At 45.1% G+C, this 25,372-nt stretch carries 12 protein-coding genes; 7 read left to right on the top strand and 5 right to left on the bottom strand.

Annotated elements, in window-relative coordinates; translation table 11 throughout:
* Positions 1-316 precede the first annotated feature (316 nt).
* The 4 genes from HRQ91_RS03465 to HRQ91_RS03450 all read left to right on the top strand — a co-directional run bounded on the left by HRQ91_RS03465 (position 317) and on the right by HRQ91_RS03450 (position 5,383).
* Positions 317-1,003 carry a DUF2249 domain-containing protein gene (locus HRQ91_RS03465; protein ID WP_210120280.1) on the top strand — a complete coding sequence of 229 codons (687 nt, stop codon included), beginning with the start codon at positions 317-319 and terminating at the stop codon, positions 1,001-1,003.
* A gap of 213 nt (positions 1,004-1,216) precedes the next feature.
* Positions 1,217-1,702, top strand: coding sequence for an HD domain-containing protein (locus HRQ91_RS03460; RefSeq protein ID WP_246473269.1), 486 nt, complete (start codon positions 1,217-1,219; stop codon positions 1,700-1,702).
* A 217-nt stretch (positions 1,703-1,919) separates the two neighbouring features.
* Positions 1,920-3,239 (top strand): ABC transporter substrate-binding protein, encoded by a 1,320-nt coding sequence (locus HRQ91_RS03455; protein WP_210120278.1) that lies wholly within the window; start codon positions 1,920-1,922, stop codon positions 3,237-3,239.
* Positions 3,240-3,247: 8 nt separating this feature from the next.
* Positions 3,248-5,383 (top strand): methyl-accepting chemotaxis protein, encoded by a 2,136-nt coding sequence (locus tag HRQ91_RS03450; RefSeq protein WP_210120277.1) that lies wholly within the window; start codon positions 3,248-3,250, stop codon positions 5,381-5,383.
* 159 nt (positions 5,384-5,542) lie between these two features.
* Here the strand turns inward: HRQ91_RS03450 and HRQ91_RS03445 are convergent, their stop codons facing one another.
* From HRQ91_RS03445 to ftsH, 4 genes are all read right to left on the bottom strand, one after another.
* Complete coding sequence (locus tag HRQ91_RS03445) at positions 5,543-7,222, bottom strand: FAD-dependent oxidoreductase (protein WP_210120276.1); 1,680 nt, start codon at positions 7,220-7,222, stop codon at positions 5,543-5,545.
* Positions 7,222-7,785 (bottom strand): alkyl hydroperoxide reductase subunit C, encoded by a 564-nt coding sequence (gene ahpC / locus HRQ91_RS03440; protein WP_210116926.1) that lies wholly within the window; start codon positions 7,783-7,785, stop codon positions 7,222-7,224. Before ahpC ends, HRQ91_RS03445 begins: the two co-directional genes overlap by 1 nt.
* A gap of 439 nt (positions 7,786-8,224) precedes the next feature.
* Positions 8,225-9,895 carry a 2-isopropylmalate synthase gene (gene leuA / locus HRQ91_RS03435; RefSeq protein ID WP_210120275.1) on the bottom strand — a complete coding sequence of 557 codons (1,671 nt, stop codon included), beginning with the start codon at positions 9,893-9,895 and terminating at the stop codon, positions 8,225-8,227.
* A gap of 297 nt (positions 9,896-10,192) precedes the next feature.
* Positions 10,193-12,274 carry an ATP-dependent zinc metalloprotease FtsH gene (gene ftsH / locus HRQ91_RS03430; protein ID WP_210120718.1) on the bottom strand — a complete coding sequence of 694 codons (2,082 nt, stop codon included), beginning with the start codon at positions 12,272-12,274 and terminating at the stop codon, positions 10,193-10,195.
* A gap of 264 nt (positions 12,275-12,538) precedes the next feature.
* Here ftsH and fliS point away from each other — a divergent pair, with 264 nt between their 5' ends.
* A complete protein-coding gene (fliS, locus tag HRQ91_RS03425; RefSeq protein ID WP_210120274.1) occupies positions 12,539-12,979 on the top strand; it encodes a flagellar export chaperone FliS in 441 nt (146 codons plus the stop codon).
* 3 nt (positions 12,980-12,982) lie between these two features.
* The gene (gene flgN / locus HRQ91_RS03420; RefSeq protein ID WP_210120273.1) at positions 12,983-13,462 is read left to right on the top strand and encodes a flagellar export chaperone FlgN; all 480 of its coding nucleotides are present in this window, start codon (positions 12,983-12,985) and stop codon (positions 13,460-13,462) included.
* Between the two features lie 21 nt (positions 13,463-13,483).
* On the opposite strand, the gene HRQ91_RS03415 is transcribed toward flgN, so the two are convergent.
* Positions 13,484-14,857, bottom strand: a complete 1,374-nt coding sequence (locus tag HRQ91_RS03415; protein ID WP_210120272.1) for a hypothetical protein — start codon at positions 14,855-14,857, stop codon at positions 13,484-13,486.
* A gap of 265 nt (positions 14,858-15,122) precedes the next feature.
* Here HRQ91_RS03415 and HRQ91_RS03410 point away from each other — a divergent pair, with 265 nt between their 5' ends.
* Positions 15,123-25,244 carry an Ig-like domain-containing protein gene (locus HRQ91_RS03410; RefSeq protein WP_210120271.1) on the top strand — a complete coding sequence of 3,374 codons (10,122 nt, stop codon included), beginning with the start codon at positions 15,123-15,125 and terminating at the stop codon, positions 25,242-25,244.
* Positions 25,245-25,372 lie beyond the last annotated feature (128 nt).

Raw genomic sequence — 25,372 nt, 5'->3', positions numbered from 1 at the left:
CATTTTTATATTACACTGTTCTTTTTCATAATCCCATTCAAAAAGGCGCCGTATCGTGCTCTCATTTTCCATTTACTTAGCATACAATATGTAATACTTTTTAACAATCTATTTTTTTACTGATTAACGGTTTTTCGGCCCCGTCGTTTCATAATATTGTCATGACATTGCATGGCCGTTGCCAACGTGCCTTTTTCCGTGATAAGCTATGCCGAAGTTAAGAGCGCCTATCGTTTCGATTTTGCGATAACGCAAGAGTAAATCGGAAATCTTAGTCCGCCTCATAACAAATATAAGCTAATTAAGGAAGTATTTTATGGCATATACGGATTGGAGCAATAAGATCTCCGGATTCAAAAAAATCGATGTTCGCGGCGTAGCAGGAAATTTTTTCCCCGGATTAAAAAAACAGGCCGAAGATTTAAACGTTGGACAGGGACTTGAAATTGTGCAGAGTTTCGACCCGATTCCTCTTTACGAGGTTATGAAAGGGCTTGGATTTGAAAATCACACCGAAAAAGCGGGAGAAAACGAATACCACGCTTATTTTTATCGCGTTGAAGCAAAAAACGAAACAGGGCATATCCCGATGAGGCCTGCCGCTTTGACCAATTTTCCTCTCATAGATGAAGATCTGGGACAAATAGCCGTGAATTTTTGGGAGCTTACGTGGAATGACGGCAAAAGGTATCTTCCGTATGAAACACGGCTGTTATTATCATTGACAAACGCGGTAGGCGCAGGAAGGATGAGACAGGCTACCAGAGAACTTGTAAAAGCGTACGCGTACGGACTGGACTCCGCCGCCTTTGACGATGTGTTTGAACTTCTTGCATGGAATCAGGGAATAGGATTTTTCAGCTCCGAAATAGGACCGTCAACCCTATTTGCCGCATACAAGGCCATAAAACAGATGGAAAAACAGGGAAGAGACAGAGCGGAAATCTGTTCGATGCTTCGAGAAAAATTCGGAGAAGCGAATCCCGATGTAAAAGTTTTATAAAAGACAGCGCTAAAAGCGTGTGAAAATAGCGCACGAATGCGTAATTTTCGAAAATTGAAATTTTCTCTCTTGTGCAATTTTAAGAAATCTCTAAAAACCGCAAGTTTTTTGAGCCGGCAATGGGATAAAGATTTCCTCTAAATTACTTTTCGGAATCGTTCATGACAAATTTCATAATATGCTAGTATATCTTTAATGAGAGGAGGAAATAAAATGCAAATAGCTGAAATCATGAAAAAAATGATTGCCTATTCCGGCAAAAACCGGCATGACATAAATCACTTTATAAAAGTTTGGACATATGCAAGAACAATAGGTAAGTTGGAAGTTTTGGATGAAAGAACACAGCGCATCCTTGAAATCGCCGCGATACTGCATGACATAGCCTGCCCTCTTTGCCGAAAAAAATACGGCAACACCGACGGAAAGGCGCAGGAAGCCGAAGGCATGATCCTCGCGGAGGATTTTCTTAAAGACTGCGGTTTGCCGGACGACGAAAACAAAAGGATAATATACCTCATAGGTCATCACCATACTCTCACAAATATCGACGGTTACGACTATCAGATACTCATTGAAGCCGACTACCTTGTAAACGCCGATGAAAAAAGTTATTCTTCCGAGAATATTCATAAATTCAGAGAACGGATTTTTAAGACAAAGTCAGGAATTGATCTGTTAAAGTCGATGTACACCTGAATTTTACCCGCTGCACAAGCCAAAAATCCGCACGCGTCCGAAAATCGAAAATATGCAAAAAGCGATAATTTCCAAAATGTCAAGTCTGTCAAAAATATTGACACAAGCCCCGCTTTTGTTATATACTAAATAATAGTACATTATTGATTTGAGTACAAATTTCTACATAACATAATATTTTATAAAGTCGCTAAATACTGATTTTACAGAGGTTCCTATGAAAAAAGGTTTTTCAAGGCTTTTACTTACAAAAGTATTGTTTTTTTTGTTATTGCCGGTATTGGCGGGCTGTATAAACAAAAAGTCAGATTCCGCCTCCGTCCAAATCGATTTTTGGACGTTTCCCAACTTCTCTTCGGAAACGGGAACGGCGGGAGACTTTGAAAAAAGCCTTATAGCGGCTTTTGAAAAGCAAAATCCGTCCGTTAAAATAAATTTCAATCTGGTAAGCTTTGCCGACGGAGCGGCTAAAATTGAAGAAGCCATCGCCGCGGGAAAGGCTCCAGATATAGTATACGACGCTCCGGGGCGCATAATCGAATGGGCGAACAAGGGATTGCTGGCGCCTCTCGACGACGTTCTTGCAACCGAAAAACCGTATATCACGACAGGTTTGCTCGCCGTATCCGCCGGTAAAGACAGGCGCACCTACATGTATCCGATGCACGAGGGTCCCTTCGCAATGGCCTTCAATAAAGAAATGCTTGAAGACTTAGGCCTCATAGATCTTTTACCGTATAAACGCCGAGACAGGCAATGGACCGTCGCCGAATACGAAAAACTCTTAACCGCGCTTAAGACAAAATTGCCTAAGGGCAAGACACCGGGAGTTTTCTTTTATAAAACACAGGGCGGAGATCAAGGGACAAGGGCGTTTTTGGTAAACCTATACGGAGACGTAACTCTTTTAAACGCCGACTATTCTAGATACACATTCAATACCCCTCAGGCGGTAAAAAATCTTACATGGACTGTAAATGCAATGAAAAAAGGACTTTTACTCGACGGTAAAGACCTTACTTCCAACGACGCCATAGCGATGTTTGTGGAAGCTAACGCCGCCCATACAATCCTTTATTCTCCGCAGTTGAACAAAATGTACGACGGTAAACGCAAATACAAAGGAAAAGATTTTACTCCGATCTACATGCCCTTCCCTAACGATTCGGGTGCTCCGTCTCTCGAATTTCTGGCGGGAGGAGCCTGCATTTTTAAAAACAAGGATCCGAATAGAATAAAAGCGGCAAAAAATTTCTTAAAATTTGCAGCTACCGACGAGGTTTGGGCCGAAAAACTGGTTGCAGCGACGGGAAGTTTTCCCGCTTCGTCCAAAATAGAAATAAAGACCGACAATGATGAAATATTGTACAATTCCGTTCTGCAAAAATTTTTCGGTCAGTACTATAATACCGTTACAGGTTTTCCGGAAATGCGAAAATTTTGGAACACAGCTCTTAAAGACGCCGCCGCAGGGCAAAACATTCAAAATGTTTTGAATGTTTTTGTAAGAAACGCGGATAATTCCCTTAAAAAATAGGATATTTTATGAAACAAATTTCTCAGGACATAACGAAAAGTAAGATTTTTTCCATTAAAAATAAAATAATAGCGGCGTTTGCAATATTTTCAATTTCAATATTGGCAATAACATGCGTGGTATCCATTTCGCTTGCATCGTTTTCGCTGATGAACAACACTAAATATTTTTTAAATGAATTGACTTTCAGTTCATCAAAAATTTTGGACGAACGTTCAAAGGCTATTTTCGGAAAGCTGGAAGCTTTTGCAAATATACCCGATATTCAGGACGAAACGATTTCCTACAGAAATAAGATTGAATTATTTAAAAACGAAATTCAGATGCAACGCCAACGGGGATGGTTGACTTTCGGCATAGGCGGCAAAAACGGAATCATATTCCACACTAACAGTAAAACCGAAAACGCCGCGTCGACGGCATGGTTTTCCCAAGCGATAAAAGGAAAGTACGTGATCACCGAACCCGCATTGTCCGCCACAGAGAGATCTTACGTCTCCACGGTTGCCATTCCGATGCGGGATCTGCAGGGAAAAATTACCGGCGTCATAAGCGCAACTCTTTTGGGGGATTCTCTTTCAAATCTCATAAGCGACATAATAGTCGGAGAAACGGGAACCGCGTATCTTATAAGTCCGGAAGGCACGATACTCGGAAACCGCCAGCCTGAAATATTGTATAAAAACATATTTACGGACGTATACGAAAATGAAAGCGCGGAATTTCAATCATTTTTAAAGAAAGCGTTAAGCTCTAAAAAGTCCAACGTCAGCATTTCAAAAATTGACAATATACGATACGTATCCGCGACATCTCCTATGCGCTATTCAAATTGGACTCTGTTGGTAACGGCTCCCGTTTCGGAGTTTGTCGCAGAAAACATAAAAACTCTTGTTAAAACATTCATATTTGTTACAGTAATACTGCTTTTAATTGCCTTCATCATAGGTTATATAGTCGCAAGGCATATTGCAAAACCGCTCAATCGTGCAATTGAAGCTCTGCGCAATATTTCACAAGGAGAAGGAGATCTCACCATAAGTTTGCCCGTAACGGGAAGCGACGAAACGGGACTCTTGTCTTCATATTTTAACCAAACTATTTTTAAACTGCGAAACTCGATCAAAAAAGTAGGAGAAAATTCCAGCGGAATGAAAGCCGTTGGTTCCGACCTTGAAAGCAACATGATGTCCGTAACGGAATTCATAAAGACTATAACGAATAGCATAGAAGATCTCCGCGGACACTTCAGCGCACAAGAAAAAAGTATTACCGAAACTGCGTCCGCGATCGAACAGATAATCAAGATCGTAAGACAGCTGGACGCAAGCGTAAGCCAGCAACTATCGCTCGTAATGGAATCCGCAAGTTCTTTTGACAACATGACGCAGAGTATGACCAGCGTTGGATCCAACGTAAAGCAGACGCAGGTCGCCATAAGGAACCTCTCCGACGCTACAAATAACGGAAGAGAAACTCTTATTAAGGCAAACGATATTTCTCAAAGAATTTCTGAAGCGTCCGGAGGATTGATCGAAGCGAGCGCCGTAATTGAGAATATCGCAAACCAGACAAACCTTTTGTCAATGAACGCCGCGATCGAAGCCGCTCACGCCGGAGAAGCGGGAAAGGGATTTGCCGTCGTCGCCTCCGAAATCAGAAAGCTCGCGGAAGTTTCAAGTTCTCAAGGCAAAACCATAACCGAAACTCTGAAAAAACTTACGGGCGAAATAGAAATGCTCGCCGGCTCGGCGGCAAATGCGGTTGAAAAATTCAACTTTATTTCAGGATATTCCGAGGAAGTCAATAATTCCATAGAAATTGTCGTTAAAGCTATGGAAACACAGGAAGAGAACGGCAAAAACATATGGAAGATGATAAAAGACGTCAACAGCATAACCGATGAAGTAAAACACGATTCCGATGAGATGCTTTCAAACAGCGAACAGATCAGCCAAGAGACTACACACCTTGACGGCCTCACAAAAATTCTAAGGGAAACGATGGATTCCATCCAAGAACAGCTGGACTTGATAAATTCCGTAACGCAGGAATCTCTTGAAATTGCGACAAAGAATAAAGACAGCATCGATAACCTTGTGGTCGAGGTGGGTAAGTTTAAAACTTCGGTTGAAGAAAATTAAGGCCTGTGAAAAAAAATTAATGGGTCAAAACGTCGGGAAAAAGACGACAGGCAGCCGTCTTCAGGCGGCTTTTTGTCGTGCCGCTGTCCGTAAAATTCACTGACAGCGGCCGAAGATCACCAAAAGCCGGCGATTTTTCGGCGGCGGCTCCTTCTTTTCTTATTCTTTTTCGATAAGATCAAGCAGCTCTTCTATCGTCTTTTTGCCGAACAGAGCTTCTTTGCCGTTTATCACATAGCACGGCACGCCCATGATGTTATACTTATCCTTTATTTCAGGAAAATGAGCGAGATCGTAAACGTCCGTAGTTATCCTTGTGTTTTGAGAGGCAATCTTCTGCGCAGCAGTGACCAGATCCGGACACATTGTGCAGGTAAGGCTCACAAAAATATCCATATGGACGTCCTTATCGATCGCTTTTATGCGGCTTTTCACGGAATCGTCCAAACTCTGCCCCTCCCCCGACATATTGTAAAGACCTAAGATAAACGAATTGAACTCGTGTCCGCCAGGCACACCGTGAAACGCCATACCCGTCTCCGTTCCGTCGGCCTTTAAAACTTTTACGCACGGCAATTTGATTTCTTCGCTATTCGAAGCCGTCTGTGTCGTAAGCTTATCGGTAAGGGACGAAAGCTCGCTCATGTACTGTTTTAATTCCTGTGAAATTTGCCGTTCGTCCAGATACATCTTTAAAACAAGGGGACTTTCCATCCTCTCAAAGACCATATTAAGTTGGGTGACCATTTCGTCGGTAAATAATTTTTCAGTTCCGGCAGATTCGGGCGATCCGCTTACAGCCGTTTTACCTGCCGCTTCGGCGGCAGGTCTTCCGTGCGCAGCCTCAGATTCGGCGGTCTTTCGTTTAGGCCGATCCGGAACGATACCTGTTTTTTTCTGCATTTCCGTGCAGTATTTTTCCAATTCGGTGGCGGCAAGCGCGCCGTCGCCGGTTGCTGTAACTACCTGCCGCAGATCTTTAATACAAACGTCTCCGGCCGCATATATTCCGTCTTTGGAAGTTTTCTGCTTTGCATCGGTCACTATGTAGCCGCGATCGTTCAGTTCAACGACTTTCGAAACAAAGGCCGTGCTGGGTTCATAACCGGCGAATACGAATACGCCGAACGTGTCATTTTCGTATTTTTTTTCCGTCAGTTCGTTCGTCTTATTGTTGCGGTAAACGATCTTACGCAATACCGTATCGCCCGAAACTTCTTCTATTTCGGAATTTGTAAGAACTGTGATTTTTTTGTTCTCACGCACTTCATCCGCAACCGATTTGGCGCATTTAAAATCGTTTCCGCGGATGAGAATAGTTACGTGCGCGGCGTATTTAGTAAGAAAGATGCTTTCTTCAGCTGCGGCAAATCCGCCGCCCACTACAAAAACATCTTTTCCCGTAAAAAATTCACCGTCGCAGGTGGCGCAATATGCAACCCCGTGCCCGCGGAATTCAGCTTCGCCTTTAAATCCTATTTTTCTCGGATGGGCGCCTGTCGCGATCAGCACACCGAAACATTTTATTTTTCCTTTATTCGTGCTGACCGAATAACAATCGCCGCCGTCTTCTATACCGGTAACTTCCGCAAGCATAAATTCCGCTCCGAAATTTTCCGCCTGCTTTTGCATTGCCCCTGTAAGATCTTCTCCGCTTACGCTCTTTATTCCGGGATAATTTACAACTTCAGCAGTGAGCGTTATCTGTCCGCCGAATTTTTCTTTTTCGACTATCAACACGCGGAAACACGCCCGTGCAAGATATATTCCGGCCGTAAGACCTGCAGGCCCGCCTCCAATGACGACGGCATCGTAAAACTGCTTGAGATCGCCGCTCATCAAAGCGCACCCACGAGATCAATGCTGGGTTTTAAAGTTTCTTTTCCGGGCTGCCACTTGGCGGGGCACACTTGATCGCCGTGTTCGGCTACAAACTGGCATGCTAAAAGCTTACGCAAAAGTTCTTCCGCGTTGCGACCTACATTTCCCGAATTGACTTCATATGCAACGATTTTGCATTCAGGGTTGACGATAAAAGTTCCTCTTTCCGAAATTCCCGCATCTTCAATGAGAACTTCAAAATCTTTAGACAGCGCATGCGTAGGATCGGCAAGCATGGGATAAGTAAGCTTTGCGATCTTTTCCGAATGATCGTGCCACGCCTTGTGCACGAAGTGCGTATCGCACGAAACCGAATAAATTTCACAGCCGGCATTTTTGAATTTGGCATAAGTGTTTTCCAAATCTTCAAGCTCCGTCGGACACACAAAAGTAAAATCCGCCGGATAAAAGAAAAACACGCTCCATTTGCCTTTGATATCGGCTTTTGATACTGTTTTAAAAGAATTGTTTTGAAAAGCTTGAACTTTAAAATCTGCAACTTCCTTGTTGATAAGTGACATAAAAACCTCCTGATTACGATAAACTTATCCGTATATATTAGCCATACGTAACTTTAGTATAGCATACGAACAATTATTTGTAAACAGTATAATATAATAATTATTACAATTTTATATTAAAATTAACTGAAGAAAGACATTTTCATGCCGAAAAGATGTTTTTTGTAAGACTATCCTGTAACTGTAACAAAGCGGAGATGTTTTATAAGTAAACAGCAAAAACAACCGCTGATTTTTGCAGATACAGCACTGCATCCTCCTCTCCTTTTGCCCCGCCGATAAGTTTTATCGGCGGGGTTTTTCATTTTAAAATGAATGTTGAGTTTTGAAGGTAAGAGAAAAGATGTACTTTCGGCGAGGACGGCGTTAGGATTCGCCTTTCGTCGTTCGTTGGTTCACGCCGTTCGCCGCTCTCACTAACGCATGCCGCTGCGGCCTGTCACTGGTTCAGAGCGCTGACAACGGCTTCAATACCTGCGCGGCCGACGTTGCTGCTCTTGCCTACGCCCCACGTCTGCCGTCCGTCTTCAAACGTGATCTGAACATAAGAAAACGCGCTTGTGTCACTTCCACTTCCGACGCTGTGCTCGTAAAACGAAGTTATATTAAAGCGCGGAACCGGCGTATCTTTTAAAGCCGCTACGAAGGCGTCAAGAGGTCCGTTTCCTTTTCCGCCTATGGCGTATTCTTTTTCTTTCCATAAAATCACACCGCGGCACGCAACGGTTTTGTCGGCGTTTTTGCCGGCCGGAGAATCTATATGTGTTTCGGCTAAATCGGTGATTGAAAGAGGTTCGGTTTTATTCAGCCACTGTTTGGAAAAACAATCGTAGACTTCGGCTATCTTAAGTTCCCTCTGCGCCTTGTCCGCAGCTTCTTTAACAATTTCTCCGAGTACGGGATGCATGGGTTTGGGAATGGAAAGGCCGTAGTTGTTTTCAAGTATAAAGGCCGCTCCTCCTTTTCCGCTCTGGCTGTTTATTCTTATGATTCCCTCATACTGCCTTCCTATGTCATGAGGATCTATGGGAAGATAGGGGACGTCCCAAACGGCGTTTTCAGGCATTGTTGCGCGCGCCGCCATTCCCTTTCTTATCGCATCCTGATGAGAGCCGCTGAAGGCAGTAAAGACCAATTCTCCTGCGTAAGGAGTTCTGGGGTGTATGGGCATGCCGGTCAATTCTTCGTACTTTGCGGCGATAAAAGGAATGTCCGACAGATCCAGTTCAGGATCTATCCCTTGGGAATACATGTTGAGCCCTACTATAACAATATCAAGGTTTCCGGTACGCTCGCCGTTTCCGAATATAGTACCTTCAACCCTGTCGGCGCCGGCAAGAAGTCCCATTTCACAGGTGGCCACCCCTTCTCCGCGATCGTTATGAGGATGAAGGCTTATAATTACACTGTCGCGGTTTGTAATGTGCGTACAAAAATATTCTATTTGATCGGCAAATATGTTCGGCATTGCGCATTCCACAGTAGTGGGAAGATTTAAGATTATTTTCTTATCGGGAGTCGCGCCCCACGCGTTTTTTACGGCTTCACAGATTTCAACGGCAAAGTCTATTTCAGTATTGGAAAAACTTTCAGGCGAATATTCAAGGCGAACGTCGCAATCCCCTGCAAGCGGAAGCAGTTTTTTTACGCACGCAATTCCGTCAAGAGCTACTTTAACTATTTCTTCTTTTGTCATGTTAAACGTGTATTTTCTTTGGGCGGGCGAAGTGGAATTGTAAATATGGAAAATGACGCGGGGAAGCCCCTGCAGGCATTCGAAGGTTTTTTTGATCAGATGTTCGCGCGCCTGGCACAATACCTGAACGGTAACATCGTCAGGAATGCGCTTTTCTTCTATAAGTCTGCGCAAAAAATTATATTCCGTATCGGACGCGCTGGGGAAACCGACTTCTATTTCTTTAAATCCGAGCTTTACCAAAAGATCGAAAAAAGCAAGTTTTTGTTCGATTCCCATAGGATTTACGAGCGCCTGATTTCCGTCGCGAAGATCGACGGAACACCAGACTGGAGCCTTTGTTATCGACTTATCCGGCCAGCTGCGGTTTTTAATGTCAATGGCAGCGAAGGGCTTGTACTTTTCAGGTTTCATATTCAACTCCTTTTACGCTGCCGTAAAAACGCAATTTTACGGCAGCGCATAAAAAAAAGACCCGCCGCATAAGCGACAGGTCTGTAAAATCCATAGGTAATATTTTACACGGCACCATCATCTGCGGCATTTGGAGAGAAAACCTGCTAGCAATAGCGCTGTGTATTTTTGTTTCATAATGTGATAATGCAACGTTTTTTAATAATAGTCAAGCGGGCAAAGCCGAAAGTGCATGCAAAAAGCGCAGGAGGCACACAACGCAGCGCTCGCAAACGTGCGAATTTCCCGCTTCCCTCTTCAGTTATCCGCTTTTTTTGTCCGGCGCTTAGGAGCCGTTTCAGGTTTACCGGAATTCAGTTCGATATCCTTCACAGGCGCAGCTTTAGACGACGCCGTAATATCGTCGCAATGCTTTGAGGCCTTTACGAGTTCGTTAAATTCTTTGCCTTCCACAGTTTCTTTTTCGAGCAAGAGTTCCGCCACATATTTAAGCAATTCACCTTGTTTTTTGAGCAATTCCAGAACATGTTTGTAGCGTTCTTCCATCACTCTGGCAATCTCTTCGTCGATGTACTGCTGCGTAGTTTCCGCATATTCGCGTACAAGAGCCGGTTCAACTCCGCCGTAACCCTTTCCGGCCTTGCCGAGAGCGACGTTTTTAAAACGCTTACTCATTCCGTACGAAGTTATCATATTGCGCACTATATCCGTCGCACGCTGTATGTCGTTGGCCGCGCCCGTAGTGATTTCATCAAATATAAGCTGTTCCGCAGCGCGTCCGCCCAGCAATACGTCAACTTCACCCAAAAGCCGCTGTTCGCTCTTAAGGAATTCGTCGTCTTCGGGAAGCTGAAGAGTATATCCCAATGCGCCTACACCGCGCGGAATTATCGTTATCTTATGCACAGGATCGCTTCCCGGCGTAAAAGCCGCTACTAAGGCATGTCCTGTTTCATGATAGGCGACTACTCGCCGCTCTTTTTCTTTTACAACTCTGGATTTTTTTTGCAGACCGACCATGGTTTTTTCTATGGCTTCGTCAAAATCGGCCATGGAAACGCGTTTGCGGCCGGCACGAACGGCAAGCAAGGCCGCTTCGTTTACGATATTTGCCAAATCCGCTCCTGCAAATCCGGCGGTAGCGTGCGCAAGGGCGCTGAAATCTACGGCGTCTTCAAGCTTTACGTTTTTTGCATGGATACGAAGGATAGCTTCGCGCCCCTTTACATCGGGACGATCGACAACCACCTGCCGGTCGAAACGTCCCGGCCTGAGAAGAGCGGGATCAAGAACGTCAGGACGGTTAGTAGCCGCAAGGATTATAAGGCCTTTTTCATTGTCAAAGCCGTCCATTTCAACAAGAAGCTGGTTTAAAGTCTGTTCACGCTCGTCGTTACCGCCGAGATTATTCATGCGGCTTTTACCTATGGCGTCCAATTCGTCAATAAAGATAATACACGGAGCCTTTTCGCGCGCCTGCTTGAACAAATCGCGCACGCGGCTTGCGCCGACTCCCACAAACATTTCTACAAAGTCCGAACCGCTTATTCTGAAAAAAGGCACCCCCGCTTCTCCGGCCACGGCGCGGGCAAGCAAAGTTTTTCCCGTACCGGGGGGACCGACTAAAAGAACGCCCTTGGGAATTTTTCCGCCTATGTCGGTATATTTTTTAGGTTCCTTTAAAAAATCGACGACTTCCACAAGCTCTTCTTTCGCCTCGTCTACGCCGGCTACGTCCGAAAAACGCGTCTTTACCTTGCCCTCTTCAACAGCCCTTGCGCGCGATTGCCCCGCGCTGAAAATGCTGCCCATGCCGCCGCCCATTCCCCCTCCCATCTTGCGGAAAACAAAAAAGTACATGAGAAATATAAGACCGAACGGTAAGAGCAAATTCATCAAAAGCTGCATAAAATAGTTGTTCTGTTTGGTTGCGAAGCGATATTCCACGCCCTTCCTGTCAAGCAGTTCGATAAAGCTGGACATGAGCACGCCGGCCGTTCTATACTGAGCGCGATTTGAAAAAGCCGTCGCACGCGACAGATTCCATAAGCTGTCGCGGACGGAAGAAGAATCGGAATAAGAACTGGCGGGACCGTAACCTGTAAAATATGTTTCACCTATTTCTACGGAAACGATTTTTCCGTCTTCAATAAGCTGACGGAACTCGGAAAAGTCGATAAGATTTTCGGGCTTCGAATTCATCATCATGTGCAGAATTGCGACTATGCCGAATACCACAAGAAGCAAAAGCCCGAACGGAACTCGCGGCCGCCTTTTATCTTTTTTATTCTTATCGTCATCTTTGGGATCCGTAGATAATTTAAAGAAATTAAAAGGATCTTCATTATTATTTTTTTCAGGGTCGTTTTGTTCGCTCATAAATATTTTCATAATAAGAATATACGCAATTTTAAATAAATAGTCGACAAAAAACCATATTTTAATTAAGTTTTTTTTTTGCCGGCCGATAATGAGAAGTGAGATATAAAAATATTTTGCAGCGTCTCGAAAGCCGGAAATTTTCCGTGACGCGCATTTTATTAGCTGAGACTGTCCGAAAATTTCAGCTTTTGAACAGTTTCTTTGATTGCACCTGGCCGAAAATCAAATCTTTCCCGGTGCAATTTTAAATCGGGAGGAAAAATGGGCTATCCGCAGGCTTACAGCGCATACCGCGAAACAAATGTTAAGACGGCAAGCCAAGGAAAACTGGTAGTGCTGTTATACGAGGAAGCAGTTAGGCAGCTTTCACAAGCTTTAGGGCATTTCAATTCCGGCGGGAAAATCAACGCTTCCAAGATCGAAAAATTCAGCGCAAACATAAGCAAGACGCGCGAAATAATCACCGAATTGCAGGTTTCTCTCGATATGTCCAAGGGAGGACAGATAGCGCAAAGCCTCATGTCGCTGTATGTATATTTTAACAATGAGCTTCTTGACGCAAATATAAGCCATGATAAGAAAAAGATCGAATTCGTTGCAAATATGATGAAAGAATTGCTTGAATCCTGGCGCACGGCTGCAAACAGCACGGCAAACGCACCGGCAGCCGTCATACCCGCGGCCCTTAATATAGAAGGATAAAATATGACGGAACTGACGGATCGGGAAGTAAACGAGAGAATCGCAATCCTTAAGCGCTTTAAGACACTGCTCGAACAGCAGCGCAATAAATTCCGAGAATATCTTAAGATACTCGAAAATCAACAAAATTCAATCGCTCAAGAAGATCCTGAAAGCCTTTTTACCCATACCGTGCTTGAACAACAGGTAGTTCAAAATATAGTCACACTGCAAAAGGTAATAGATCCTATGAACAGCCTGTACCGTCAATTTAACGGTATTGCCGAAAATGAAGACGACCATGTTCTTTCGGATCTTAAAAACGATCTTACAAACCTGCAAGAAAAGGTTTTGGCTCAGAACAAAAAGAACCGTGATCTTCTTCGCACGCACTTAAGCCAGATACGAAGGCAGCTTGAATCGTTTAAGAATCCTTATGCCCGCACGCAGAGCATATACGCTCAAAAAGCGCCCGTCGCAAGCCTTGTAGAAATTCAAGCTTAAATTCCGCCGACTTTCGATCGCCTATTTTTCAGAAAGATAGTAGCGAATATTCTTTACAAAATCGGCACGGCTCTTTTCAGATGCAAAAGCACAGGAAGCGATGTCGGGCAGCGGTCCTCCGGGCAGCGAGGCAGCCCAAAAGCGAACGTCGTCAGCTTGCATATCTATCGATTCTCCCCTCAATGCGGCCGGAGCAAGCCGCGTTTCCTGTGAAAACAAAGATTGTCCTGCCTCTGAAGACAGCCGCTCAAGCATCGCTTCGGAAGTTTTTGTGTTGCGAAAGCACAGCGCGGAAACGGAAGGGGCGATTATTCCGTGCGTCATATAAGGTTTTTTGGGAAATATTTCAGCGTCGTAGTATTTTATCATCGGGAAAGGCTGTTCTCTATGCCCGCTTAAAAGCATAAGAATGACGGCGGTATGTTCCCTGTTCATAAGATCGGTCACAACTGTTTTAGGAGCCTTATACCAGTTTCTAAGAAGCATCCCCTCTTTTTCCCATTTCTTTAATATATCAAGCGCCTCAGAAAATTTTAAATCCGCGGTTGCAGGATTTTCGGCGCTTAAAGGAGTTTTTTTGCCCGTGCCGATTAAACCGAGCGTAATATCAAGCATTTTTGAAAATTCGGAAGTTTCTTTTAAGCGGCATACAAAATCATAATAGCCGCGCCCCGAAAGAGCTTCTACAAGGGAAGAAACAAAGGCGATCAACGTATTATCGTCGAGTCCGGCACAGGAAACGGGAACGGCAATGAGCGGACGACTTTTGTCAATAAAAGTTGAAAATTCATCAAGATTTTCCGGTTTTAATATATTCGCCCTGTTAAAAAATGAAGCAAGGTAAGCCGCTTCAAAATGATCCGTAAAAAGAGGCATCACACAAAAAGCGGCAGGAGAGGCAGAATCGTTCCTTTTTGTCCGCGCCGGATTTGAAAAGAACACGGAGTTTACGACGGTCTGCGGATATCGGGCGGTAATTTGAGGCGGCAAAGACAGCGCGTATTGCTTTTGAAATTCCGTCACTATTCCCGTATTTGTTATAAGGATATCCGTTTTCTTATGCAAATCTTTGTTCAATGACTTTTTTTCGGCAATCGCCTTGAATTTTATTTTACCCGAGATTTCTTCCGTTATTACGGATCTTATAGTTTCAACATAGGTTTCAGGGACGCCTAAAAACCCCACTATCGTGGTTTTGACGCGCGCCGTGTACAAAACGACCCGAACGGCAGTTACCGTAAATAGTACGAGCGCACAAAAAAATACGGCATAAAATCTTTGCTTTTCAGACAGTTTAGAGAAAAATGCAAAAAAAACCGGATATTTTTTGCGTTTTTGAAGCGGCTTTTGTGTTGAATATTTTTGTTTCGCGCTTTTTTTTCGTTTTTTACTCATATACTTCCATATATTTTCATTTTATGGTAACATATTGACTTTAATTATACGCAGAATTTTATTAAAACACAACATAGTGACTTTTTATTAAAAATACTGTATATTATTAAAAAATAACTATTTATAAATATAAAACATACCGATTAACGACTAAGGGTCATTTTAACCGAATTTTACTGCACAAAATAGACGCTGTATGTCGATCTGCGGCAAAGTTTCAAGCAACTACAGCGAAACTTTGAATATTTTAACACAGAGGGACATTATGAAAAAACTATTCCATACCCCCCCCCTAAATTTTTTTGTATTGGCAGCGGCAGCCTTGATTTTCTTTCTTGCCATTCCGTCATGCGATCTAGGACTCGGAGACTCCGTAGATACGGAAACGCCGACGGTTTCCATATCATACCCTCCGCACGGCGCGATAATAAAAGATTCTTTTACGCTTGCAGGAGCATGCTCCGACGACGAAGGAGTTACCTCGATAAGCATCGCTGTTACGAATACCAACACTCACGTCTCTTACGGCACATATTGGGCTTCAATTTCAGGAAATTCGTGGAGCGCAAATTTAAATGCAAGAGTCCCTGCCGGCGGATACAACGGCTGGACGCTGCCCGACGGCAATTATGTTTTTTCGGTTACGGCGAAAGACGCCGCCGGCAGGACGTCGGGAACTTCGTCGGTCGCATTGACGATAGACAATACCCCTCCCGTTTTTGTAATAAGTTCTCCCGGCGTTGACGGAACAAACGCGTCAAGCGACCCGACGGAGTACGGTACCCGTTTTAAAGTAAGCGGCCAAATAGCGGAAGACCATGCTGTGAACATGACTGTGAGCGTCTACGACACGTCTACGGATCCTAATAACTTAAGCCCCGCAACTCTCTTAGGCACATATACTGAAAGCAATATCGACATTTCAGGCGGAACCGATATCGTATTTGCAAAGTATTCGGCAGGCGGCACAAGCGAATTAAATGCAAGGTATGCGGCCTGGTATGGCGGCGCGTCGGGAAATAAAAAACTTTACGCAGTGATAAGCCTAGCCGATTCCGCAAGAGAATACAAAAATCCCTCATCGGGCGCAACGGGAAACGGAAATTCAAACGAGGGAAAATTATATCTTTACGACAAGGTATATTCTGAACTTATGAGTACGAGCGGAACCGGGCTCGGACTTACCATATCGGACATTAAACAGATATATAATGAAACTTCAACGCTTCCCGAATCGGTGCAAACAAGCGCAAAAGCAATACTTACAAACCCGAGTTATATAACAAACGTAACAAAATTTTCAATAAATCCGGATGCCAGCCCTAAATACAGCGTAATAGGCTACGGATTTACCGCAGCAGACGTAGGAACCGCAACTTTTACAAATTCCGCTTCAGGCGGACAAAAGGTTTCTGTTTCCGCGATTTCAGGACGCGACGGAACTCTTGTAAAGCCCGAAACCCTTAAAGCATGGCAATTCGGCCCGTACAAGGACAGCGCGGATCCGGGCACGGAGAGGGTTCTTACGCCCGCTGTTCTGCAAACCATCTATGACGACCCGGACGCCTATGCGGCAGATCCTGCGAACGCTGCCGTTAAGCTGCAACTTGCAGATAATTCAGCTTATACGGGATCTTCCGTGGACTCTTATTCCTGGGAAGTCCAAATAGGCAGTACTATTACGGCAGGAAAGTATTATGTCATAGCCGTTTCAGGAAACGATGCCGACAACACGCCGATGACAAACGCCGACGACAGATACTACGGATTTAAAGCTTCGGTGTCGGGAACACCGCCTGCAATAACATGGGACAATACCCTACCCTCAACCTTCATAAATTCCGCAGACGATTTGGGTTATTTTAATTCAAGCGATATGACTTTCAGCGGAAAAGCGACCGGAGGAGGAGGAATAAATTCCGTCCAATATTCCGTACAGGTTACGGACGAACAGACAAACCTCACCGTAGGAACTATTACTGGAAACGCAATCTATAATTCTTTGGACAATAAATGGACCTTTGATCTTGTACACGGAGCGGGATACTTTACCTGTGAAACCACATCTCTCACAAACAGCGGCAGGCAATATCTTTTTAACGTAACCGTTACCGTAACAGGAGTAAACGGTCAAATAAGCACGAGAAATCGCCGTATTCATGTGGATACGAAAAAACCCGATATTACCATTTCTTCCGTAAGTCCCATAGTCGCTTCAGGAACGGATTCTCTTGTAAACGGTAAGCTCACAATAAGCGGTTCCGTAACAGAATCGGCTCTTAAAAATATTTACTATGAGATTTTCTCGCCTGCAAGTGCGGCTGCCCCTTCATACACTTCAAGCGATCTAGGCGCAAAATATTCGTTTTCAGAAACAATTCGTACGACGGATCCTGTATACCATATCCAAGACAACACATCCGTAAAGATCGTATATTACGCAAAAGATCATGCGGGAAATGTGAATTCCTATTCGACAACACAGTATTTAAACAACGGGAACGACAGCGGAACGCCGCTGGAAGTCAAACAATCCTCCGACAAACCTGTCGTTACCGGAAGTAATTTTTATGACGTAGCTTTGGCAAATATAAGCGCAACGGTACATCAGGTAGGAAACACTTATTACGGAAATCTTTTCGGAGTGACAAGCAACAACAAGCTTTTGGGAACTATTTCCGATGACGACGCCGTCGCAAAAGTTTCAATCGGTTACAGAACGGCAAATTCATCAGATCCTTTTACCGAAACTACGCTTCTTACAGGCGGAAATTCCTCCACCTATCCTTTCAGTTACAGCTTGCCGTCCACAGAAGGTGAATATGAAATTCAATTTACGGTGCTTGACAGGACGGGCTTTGCAGCGGAATCAAACGCCCAGCCTGTTCCCAGTACTAATATTACAAAGAAAAATTTCTTTGTCGCGGTAGACAAGGGATCTCCGACGCTTGTTATAAACAATACATCGGGTTCCTATTACAAAACAGGACAAATCTTTAAAGTTACGGGAACAGCTTCCGACAAAACGGCTGTAACTCTCAGCGGTAAAAGCAATCACGGAAGCCCAGATACTCCGACAAACCCCGCCTTCGATACTCCCGCGCCGCCGGTTCCAGAAAAGCCGTGGACTGATACGATAACCGCCGCCGGAACTGAAGGCCAAACCGTAACGCTTACCTACTCCGCAAAAGACAAATACGGACAGGAAACTTCTTCTTCGATCAATTACACAATAGATAATACGGCGCCGGCAATCAAAAACGACGCAACTCATAAGGCAGAGGTCAACTCAACCGACTACGATTCTTTAGGTGCGACTTGGTATAATTCAACGGCGTTAAAAATCACCGATTACTTTGAGGAAAACGGAAGCGGAATTTCAGCCGTTTATTACAACTTAAATAATTCCATAAACACAACCCTAAACCCTGACGGAACTCTTACGGCGGACGGGTTTGTAAACCCTGCCTCGGCGAAAGGCGAATTTTGCGCTTTTTCGGCGACGATTTCAGGCTTTGCGGAAGGGAGCAATATACTTTACATTGCCGCGACCGATAACGCAGGCAACGTTTCGGCGGTAAAAACATACACTATCAACATAGACACTACGGCCCCCACAATAGAATCTTCTTCAACTTCCGTTATATTGACAAACGGCAAAGCGGATATTTCCATAACGGGCTTTACGACAGACCCGAAACCGTCCCCAAGCATACAGGCGTCGGGCGTCACCGCGGTTTCGGTATACATAGGCAATACGACAAATAAAATTGCGTCGGATAATCCCAGTGCGACTCCTTCTTACGGATCCTTAGTATTAGGCGCGCCCGATTCGGACGGCAAAAGAGCGTGGACGCTTACGATCGACGCAGCCGACGGCAGCGGGAACGCCAATGCATGGTTCAGCTCTTTAGGTTCGGAGTCGGGAGTTTACGCTTTGGTAACGGACTCTGCCGGAAACAAGATAGACAATATAAAAATAGCGTCTCTTTCCGTAGATACAACTGCCCCGACGGTATCGTTTACGGTGCCGGCTGAAAACGCCAGAGTGAACAAAACGATCAGCGTAAGCGGGACGAGCTATGACAACAAAGAGCTTTCAAGCGTCGCCCTTTCCTATACCACTTCAACGGCGGTTTCTCCTCCGGAAAGCGACTGGCATCTCTTGCAAACTTTTTCGGCTACGGACGGCTATAATTGGTCTTATAATTTCAACACTACCGACCCTGCTCACGGCATAGCGGATAATTCCGTGGTAAGGCTGAGAGCTCTTGCGACGGATTCCGCCGGAAACACAAAACAAGAAATAAGAAGCATAAATATCGATCAGAGCAGCGACAGACCCGTTGTTTCATTTACAAACCTTACATTAACAGGCATGACTTCCTCAAACTATGTATGGCTTATAGGCTCAAATGTTCTCAGAGGAACCGTCAGCGACGATGACGGCGTCAATTCAATAAAACTGATCATAAGCGCTTCAATACCGACCGATACGGATTGGAACAATGAAACAGCTCTTACGCTCGGTAACGGGAATTCATGGACTTACACATTCACCAGCAACGGAAGTCAGAAAGTATATTTCCAAGTTACGGATTCCGCCGGCGAAAAATTTACGTCGCAGGCTTCATATTCCGTAGACGCAATTTATCTTTCCGACGACACGAATACATTCGGTACGGTATCCCATGCCGATTCCGTCCTTTATCTCCGCGTCGACACTTCCGCGCCTTCGGCCGCTATGACCGGGATCAGTACGGACGGACTTGCAATTACGAATGCCGGTAAAACATGGACAACTTCGTATTCTTCCGTTCTTTTAGGCGGAGACAAACCGTCTTTCCAAATAAAACTTACCGCAAACGACGAAAACGGAATTGCCCACGTTAAGGCCAAAACTTCAGGCCTCACAGCCGACAACGGCACTCCCGTTGCCGTCGCAAACTATACCGCCAAGGCTATGACCGCTGCAAATACGGAAGCAGGCCCTTCTGACACAATAGATTACTATCTTTTTGAAAACATTGCATGTTCAAACGGAAGCGGTTCCATGGTTCTTACCGTTACGGTTACGGACAGTTCGGGACACGCAACAAATATCACACAGAATTTAGCTGTCGACAATACGGCTCCTAAAATTATCGTACAATCGCCGTCTCAGAACACCACTATAAGCGGCGCCGTAAGCGTATACGGTTCGGTAGACAGTTCTTCTACCATGTATTATGCGGTTTCGACAAATTCCACCGTATCTCCGGACGATGATAACGGCAGCACTGCGTTTACATGGCTGGATGAAAACAATGTTTCCACTTCGCTGGGCGACATTTCTTCCAAGACCGTTTACACGCAGATAAACGATGCAACGCTTTCATGGTACGTGTACTTTGACGGCGATATAGGCGGTGGCGCTACGGGAACGCATGCAAAGACTTTAAACGATTATCTTGTGGACTTCGGAGTTACGACAACCGCAGCTCTTCAAGATCACAGCAATCCTTTTTCAAAAATAGTAAAACTCTACGTATGGGTAAAAGCCGTAGATTCGGCCGGAAACAAAATTGAAAAGGCACACCTTGTTCAGCTTGATCCGCAAGGCGACCGGCCGACGATTACCGTAGATTATCCGGATGCGGACGGTGAAGTTTTGGGAGGCACTGTACGTTTAAGCGGCAATGTAAGCGACAACAATACCGTAAAGACGGCGTGGGTACAGATAGTTTCGGAGTCTCACATATACACAGCGAACGGCTTTAACCCTGCAGGCAAAACCTTCGGTACCGTCTCTCCGTTTGTCTTGACGGCGCACGACTTGGATTACTTGGCAAATGCGGGTTATAACGTTTACAAAATGAAGGATTTCAGACCTGACGAACCGGTATCGTCTACCGCAAACACTCAGGCTAAATGGAATGAGGGAGATACCTTGTCCGTCGGCGAAAGAGCCGAAGATTTTGCAATACTTGCAAATATTTCAGGCGGAACTTCGTGGAATCTTAAGATAAACGCATCCGACGAATTTAATCCTCCTCAGGTTATGCTAGGCTCGAGCACTAACAAAATCGCTTTCCGTGTTTATTCTATAGACGACGACGGTAAAGAAAGTATCGCCGTAAACAGAACTGCCGTTTTTGATTCGGATAATCCTGTCATAAGCGACTTGTACCTTGTGCAATCGCCTTCGCTGGGATCCCCAACCGTAACTTCCTCACGCGAATATATTGACAACATGTACATAAAGGGAGAATGGTATCTTACCGGAAAGGCGACGGACTCCGACAAGATAAAGACATTGTCTTTAAAGATCAACGGAGCTGCGCACACTTTAATCTCAAATTGTAACGTACAGTCGGGAAGCCAATGGCAGTTAACGGACGAAAGCGGCGGCGGAGTCAACACCGGTAAAGCATGGAGCTTTAAATATAAGATCACAAGCGGTACCGAAACCGTAGGAAAACTTGTATGTCAAGTTACGGCAGAAGACAATGCGACAAACACGCATACAATAACCGAAGACCTTACGATTAACTACGACAATCAAGCTCCCGAATTGGTTAATACGTCCGATGTGAGTTACAATATTTCAGGCTCGATACGGCAAAGCAATAATTTCTATACTTTCGGATCCAAGGTCAAAGAACCCGCCGTAGGAAGTGTCAATCAAAGCGGTTTCGCCCGCGTAGCGTTCTATTTTATGCGCCGACTTACGGCTCCTGCCGAAGCAAATCTCTATGACATTATGCTTAGCAAAAGCTCAACAGGACATAAGATCAATGTTGCAAGCGTAACTTCTTCGCCTACAACTTTAATGTCGGGAAATTACATATATGATTCCGGCCTTTATTGGAAGGTTCTGACCGTAAACCGCGACGCGGACACGCTTTCAGTATTGGGAGGCGTCGCAGCAAGCAATAATATACGCAAGGGAGGTCTTGTTAAGATCGGCGGTTACTTATACACGATCAATTCAATAAGCGGCACGAATGTTACGATAAACGGATCCCCGCTTTATTCCAGCCCGACGGAGACCGCATACTTTGCAATAGCATCCGTAGTTGACAACACCGTAACCGAAAGTTCGGGCGGTACAATAACCTACTCTTCCAACGGAATAAACGGCTACTATTCGGCGCCTCTTAACGACGACGGCGATCACATGATAGAAGGCGTTAAAAAGAGCGGTACGGACTGGACGTGGGAAGCGAACGTCTGTTCAAAAAATATTCCAGACGGTCCGATAGAATTGCACTACGTAGTATTTGACGCTGCGGGAAACTACAGCATAGGCATTGTGGGAAACACCGCCGCCTATTCCGGTTACGAAAACGTAAATTCCATAGCGCACAATTATGTAAATCAGAGTGCATTTGTAAGCAACAATCCGCCGCGCATAGCAGGCGTACGGCTTGGAACGGACTATGACGGTTCCGACACTATCGGTTCGGGTGAGTGGAATACGAACCACGCCGCGACGGTAGTCTCCGCCGCATATATGGCGTCACAAACGGAAGCCAACGCCCAACACCTGGGAACGGAAATGACTATAGGAACCGCCTCCGTTCCAGCCTTTACATTTAAAGGTTATTCGGAAATAAAACCCGAAATTACGGGCGGAAACGGAAATTTAGGTTTCAAATATGAATTGGGCCCCAACACAGGAACGCCCGTGCTAAGCGGGAACAGCAGCATATCTTTAGGAACAGGAAGCACTGATTATACTTTAAATACAATGAATGTCATACCTATTCAAATAGGAGATCTTCTTGCTTCGGGAACTACCGACGGCGCTAGGAAATGCGTGATATCAGTCTATGACAGCACTGAAGGAACTTCGCAATTTACGGACAGTTTATACGCTAAAATAACCATGTACTTGGCCGTAAAAGTACGCGACGGGGTTCCTCCCGAGTCCGCCATAAATCCGTTTTATTGGAACACGGCAAGCGACAACAGTTTGTTCGGGGCAACCGCAGACGAAAAAAAGGCAAACGGACACATCGAACTTGAAGGCGATCTTCCGACAACGGCATTCAATGATCCGTCCGGCGTTAAAGACCGCGACCCAAAAGCATCCGGAAAGATTTCGGTTACGGGAACCGCAAGCGACAATCAGCGTCTTAAACGTCTGTATCTTAAAGTGCCCGGCATGGAAACAAAGTTTGCCGCTGCAGGCCTTACACATCATTCAGTTCACACGTCATATTACCTAATGGCCGAATATTCGGTCATCAGCGGCACATGGACAGGAACAGATGCATGGGCTGCAGGAAGTATTTCAGGCAACTACGGATTCAAATTTGACGTAAATACAAATACGTTTACAAATTCGGGTCATAATGTAACGTGGACATTCTCGTGGGATACTTCGAGAATTACAAATGTCGCATCTTCCGATATAGGAATCGGCGTAATGGCGGAGGATGAAGGAACGCCCAGCTATACGACCGGATCGGGTGCAGGATTTTCAAAACGCAGCATAGACGGCGTCACTTATTACGCCGATACTGCAACGTATGCAAGTTCGCAAAATTCCGCCGCAAGTACGACGCAGACGACGTCAACGACAAAGACGCCTTACTACAAAATAGATGTCGTGCCGTATATAAGCAAAATGGAAACGCATCTCGATAAAGCCTATAACTCAAATCCGTCCGTATTCAGTCGCTCGGCTACAGGCGCATATCCGGTTCGAAGCGGCGAGACAATAACGCTTAAGGGCTTTAACTTTAACGGTTCATCTTCAACCGTTAAAGTGGGATCGCAAACCATTTCCTCACCCGGAGGTTCCGGTTTCGACACAATAACTTTTACGGCTCCGTCAAAATCCGGAAAGTTAAGCGTTACGGTTAATTCCATAACTTCTCTGAACAACGAAAACGCGGCTCCTACATTTGACGCCAATATGAATCCGCTTTTGTACAGCTACAATGCCGAGGGGAACGTTATAAACAACAAACTTCTAACCGACGATCGCGAATTACGCGTATGGAAATTTAACGATATAGTAAATGACAGCGCCGTCCGCTATCCCACAATGAGGGTTGGTAAAGACACCGATCAAACGCTCGGATTTGTATACGACAGCGGCGCGGACGAGGTAAAAATGTATTACGGCGGTTTTTCGTTTAGAATTGACAAATCCTTTACGCAATGGTATGACACCGCATGCGCCGTCGATAACTACGGGCGCATATACGGCTCGGCCCTAAACGCAGACAGCGGCGGCGGAAGCGGAGCAAATCAAGCTTATTACGGAAGCGGCTATGCAAATAACGGGTTTTATGCTTGGAACACAAAAAATGTTCCCGGAAGAATATATGCTAACGGTTCCTATGCGAATCCCGGCGTCGGAACCGGAAGTTCTCGCCATGCATACAGCAGCGGAAAGAAAAAAGTCTGTATAGAAAATACTTATAACGGCAGCGTTTTTAATGCGAGCAGGGTAATGAACCCAAAAATTTCCGCTGATTATTATTCTTCAACGGGGCACGTTTACATGACGTATTACGACAGTACTACCGACCAAGTTAAATTCCGTTATGGGGAAGTAAGCGGCAATCCGAACGATCAAAATGCACAGCTTTCATTTACGGGAGCATTGGCTAACCACAATAACACAAACTTCGGATCAGGACAGGGCTATCATGTGGTTGCTGGCTTCGGCGCTACAGGCACATATAACATAGGCACCGTTTCAACAGATAATACTGCGCGCGCCGGAGAGTACAGCGCAGTAGGCGTAAGCAATACGACGGAAAACGGCTTAACAAGCGGTACGGCAATAGTCGCCTGGTACGATTCTTCAAGCCAATCGTTGCTTATGAGCCATAATACTTCGCCGGATACTGCTACAAGCCAGTCGCAATGGGGTTCAAACACTATCCTCGTAGATTCGGACTTTTCCGGCTGGTATGTGGACATGGCGGTGGACGCAAAGGGCGGAATACATATCGCCTACTACGGAGCCTCAGCGGGAGATTTAAAGTACGCATATCTTTCCGATTATCGCGATACTACTCCTGAAGTTGTAAAAGTGGATTCGTACCTTTCCGTAGGCACCAATATTTCAATTGACGTCATGGAAAAAGACATAGGCGGGACGACATATTACGTGCCGTATATTTCTTATTTCATATCCGCATTTACAAAAACATCGTTCTCCGTACGTACCGCATGGCTTTCAAAACTGGGAGAGTCGTCCGTTCCGACAGGTGTGACAAACGACTTCTTTACCGGCAGTTGGGAAGTTATGACGGTTCCCACAAGTGAAATACCGCTTGATTATTCCGTAGGCATAGGAATAAAGAAAAACACTTCAAACGTTAACTCGGCTTTGTTGGGATACGGTACAAAGAAAGGCTTGCAGACGGCGTCGCTGGAATAAAACCTTCATTAGATTAGCGGTGTTTTGGAAGGGCAAACTCGACAGTTAGCTAGGCGGCGACTTATAGCCGCCTGGTTAAACTTTATTTAAAATGCGGTATTGCAGCATCAACCTAACATTGTCCATGA

The organism is Treponema parvum (assembly GCF_017893965.1).
Classification (GTDB): Bacteria; Spirochaetota; Spirochaetia; order Treponematales; family Treponemataceae; genus Treponema_D; species Treponema_D parvum.
The sequence above is the reverse complement of the archived record's forward strand: the minus strand, read 5'-3'. Positions and strand labels throughout refer to the sequence as shown.

Coding starts and splice junctions, on each gene's coding strand:
- ftsH (WP_210120718.1), bottom strand. CDS start 12,274: ATGAGCGAACAAAACGACCCTGAAAAAAATAATAATGAAGATCCTTTT.
- HRQ91_RS03450 (WP_210120277.1), top strand. CDS start 3,248: ATGAAACAAATTTCTCAGGACATAACGAAAAGTAAGATTTTTTCCATT.
- HRQ91_RS03460 (WP_246473269.1), top strand. CDS start 1,217: ATGCAAATAGCTGAAATCATGAAAAAAATGATTGCCTATTCCGGCAAA.
- HRQ91_RS03410 (WP_210120271.1), top strand. CDS start 15,123: ATGAAAAAACTATTCCATACCCCCCCCCTAAATTTTTTTGTATTGGCA.
- flgN (WP_210120273.1), top strand. CDS start 12,983: ATGACGGAACTGACGGATCGGGAAGTAAACGAGAGAATCGCAATCCTT.
- HRQ91_RS03445 (WP_210120276.1), bottom strand. CDS start 7,222: ATGAGCGGCGATCTCAAGCAGTTTTACGATGCCGTCGTCATTGGAGGC.
- ahpC (WP_210116926.1), bottom strand. CDS start 7,785: ATGTCACTTATCAACAAGGAAGTTGCAGATTTTAAAGTTCAAGCTTTT.
- fliS (WP_210120274.1), top strand. CDS start 12,539: ATGGGCTATCCGCAGGCTTACAGCGCATACCGCGAAACAAATGTTAAG.
- HRQ91_RS03415 (WP_210120272.1), bottom strand. CDS start 14,857: ATGAGTAAAAAACGAAAAAAAAGCGCGAAACAAAAATATTCAACACAA.
- leuA (WP_210120275.1), bottom strand. CDS start 9,895: ATGAAACCTGAAAAGTACAAGCCCTTCGCTGCCATTGACATTAAAAAC.
- HRQ91_RS03465 (WP_210120280.1), top strand. CDS start 317: ATGGCATATACGGATTGGAGCAATAAGATCTCCGGATTCAAAAAAATC.
- HRQ91_RS03455 (WP_210120278.1), top strand. CDS start 1,920: ATGAAAAAAGGTTTTTCAAGGCTTTTACTTACAAAAGTATTGTTTTTT.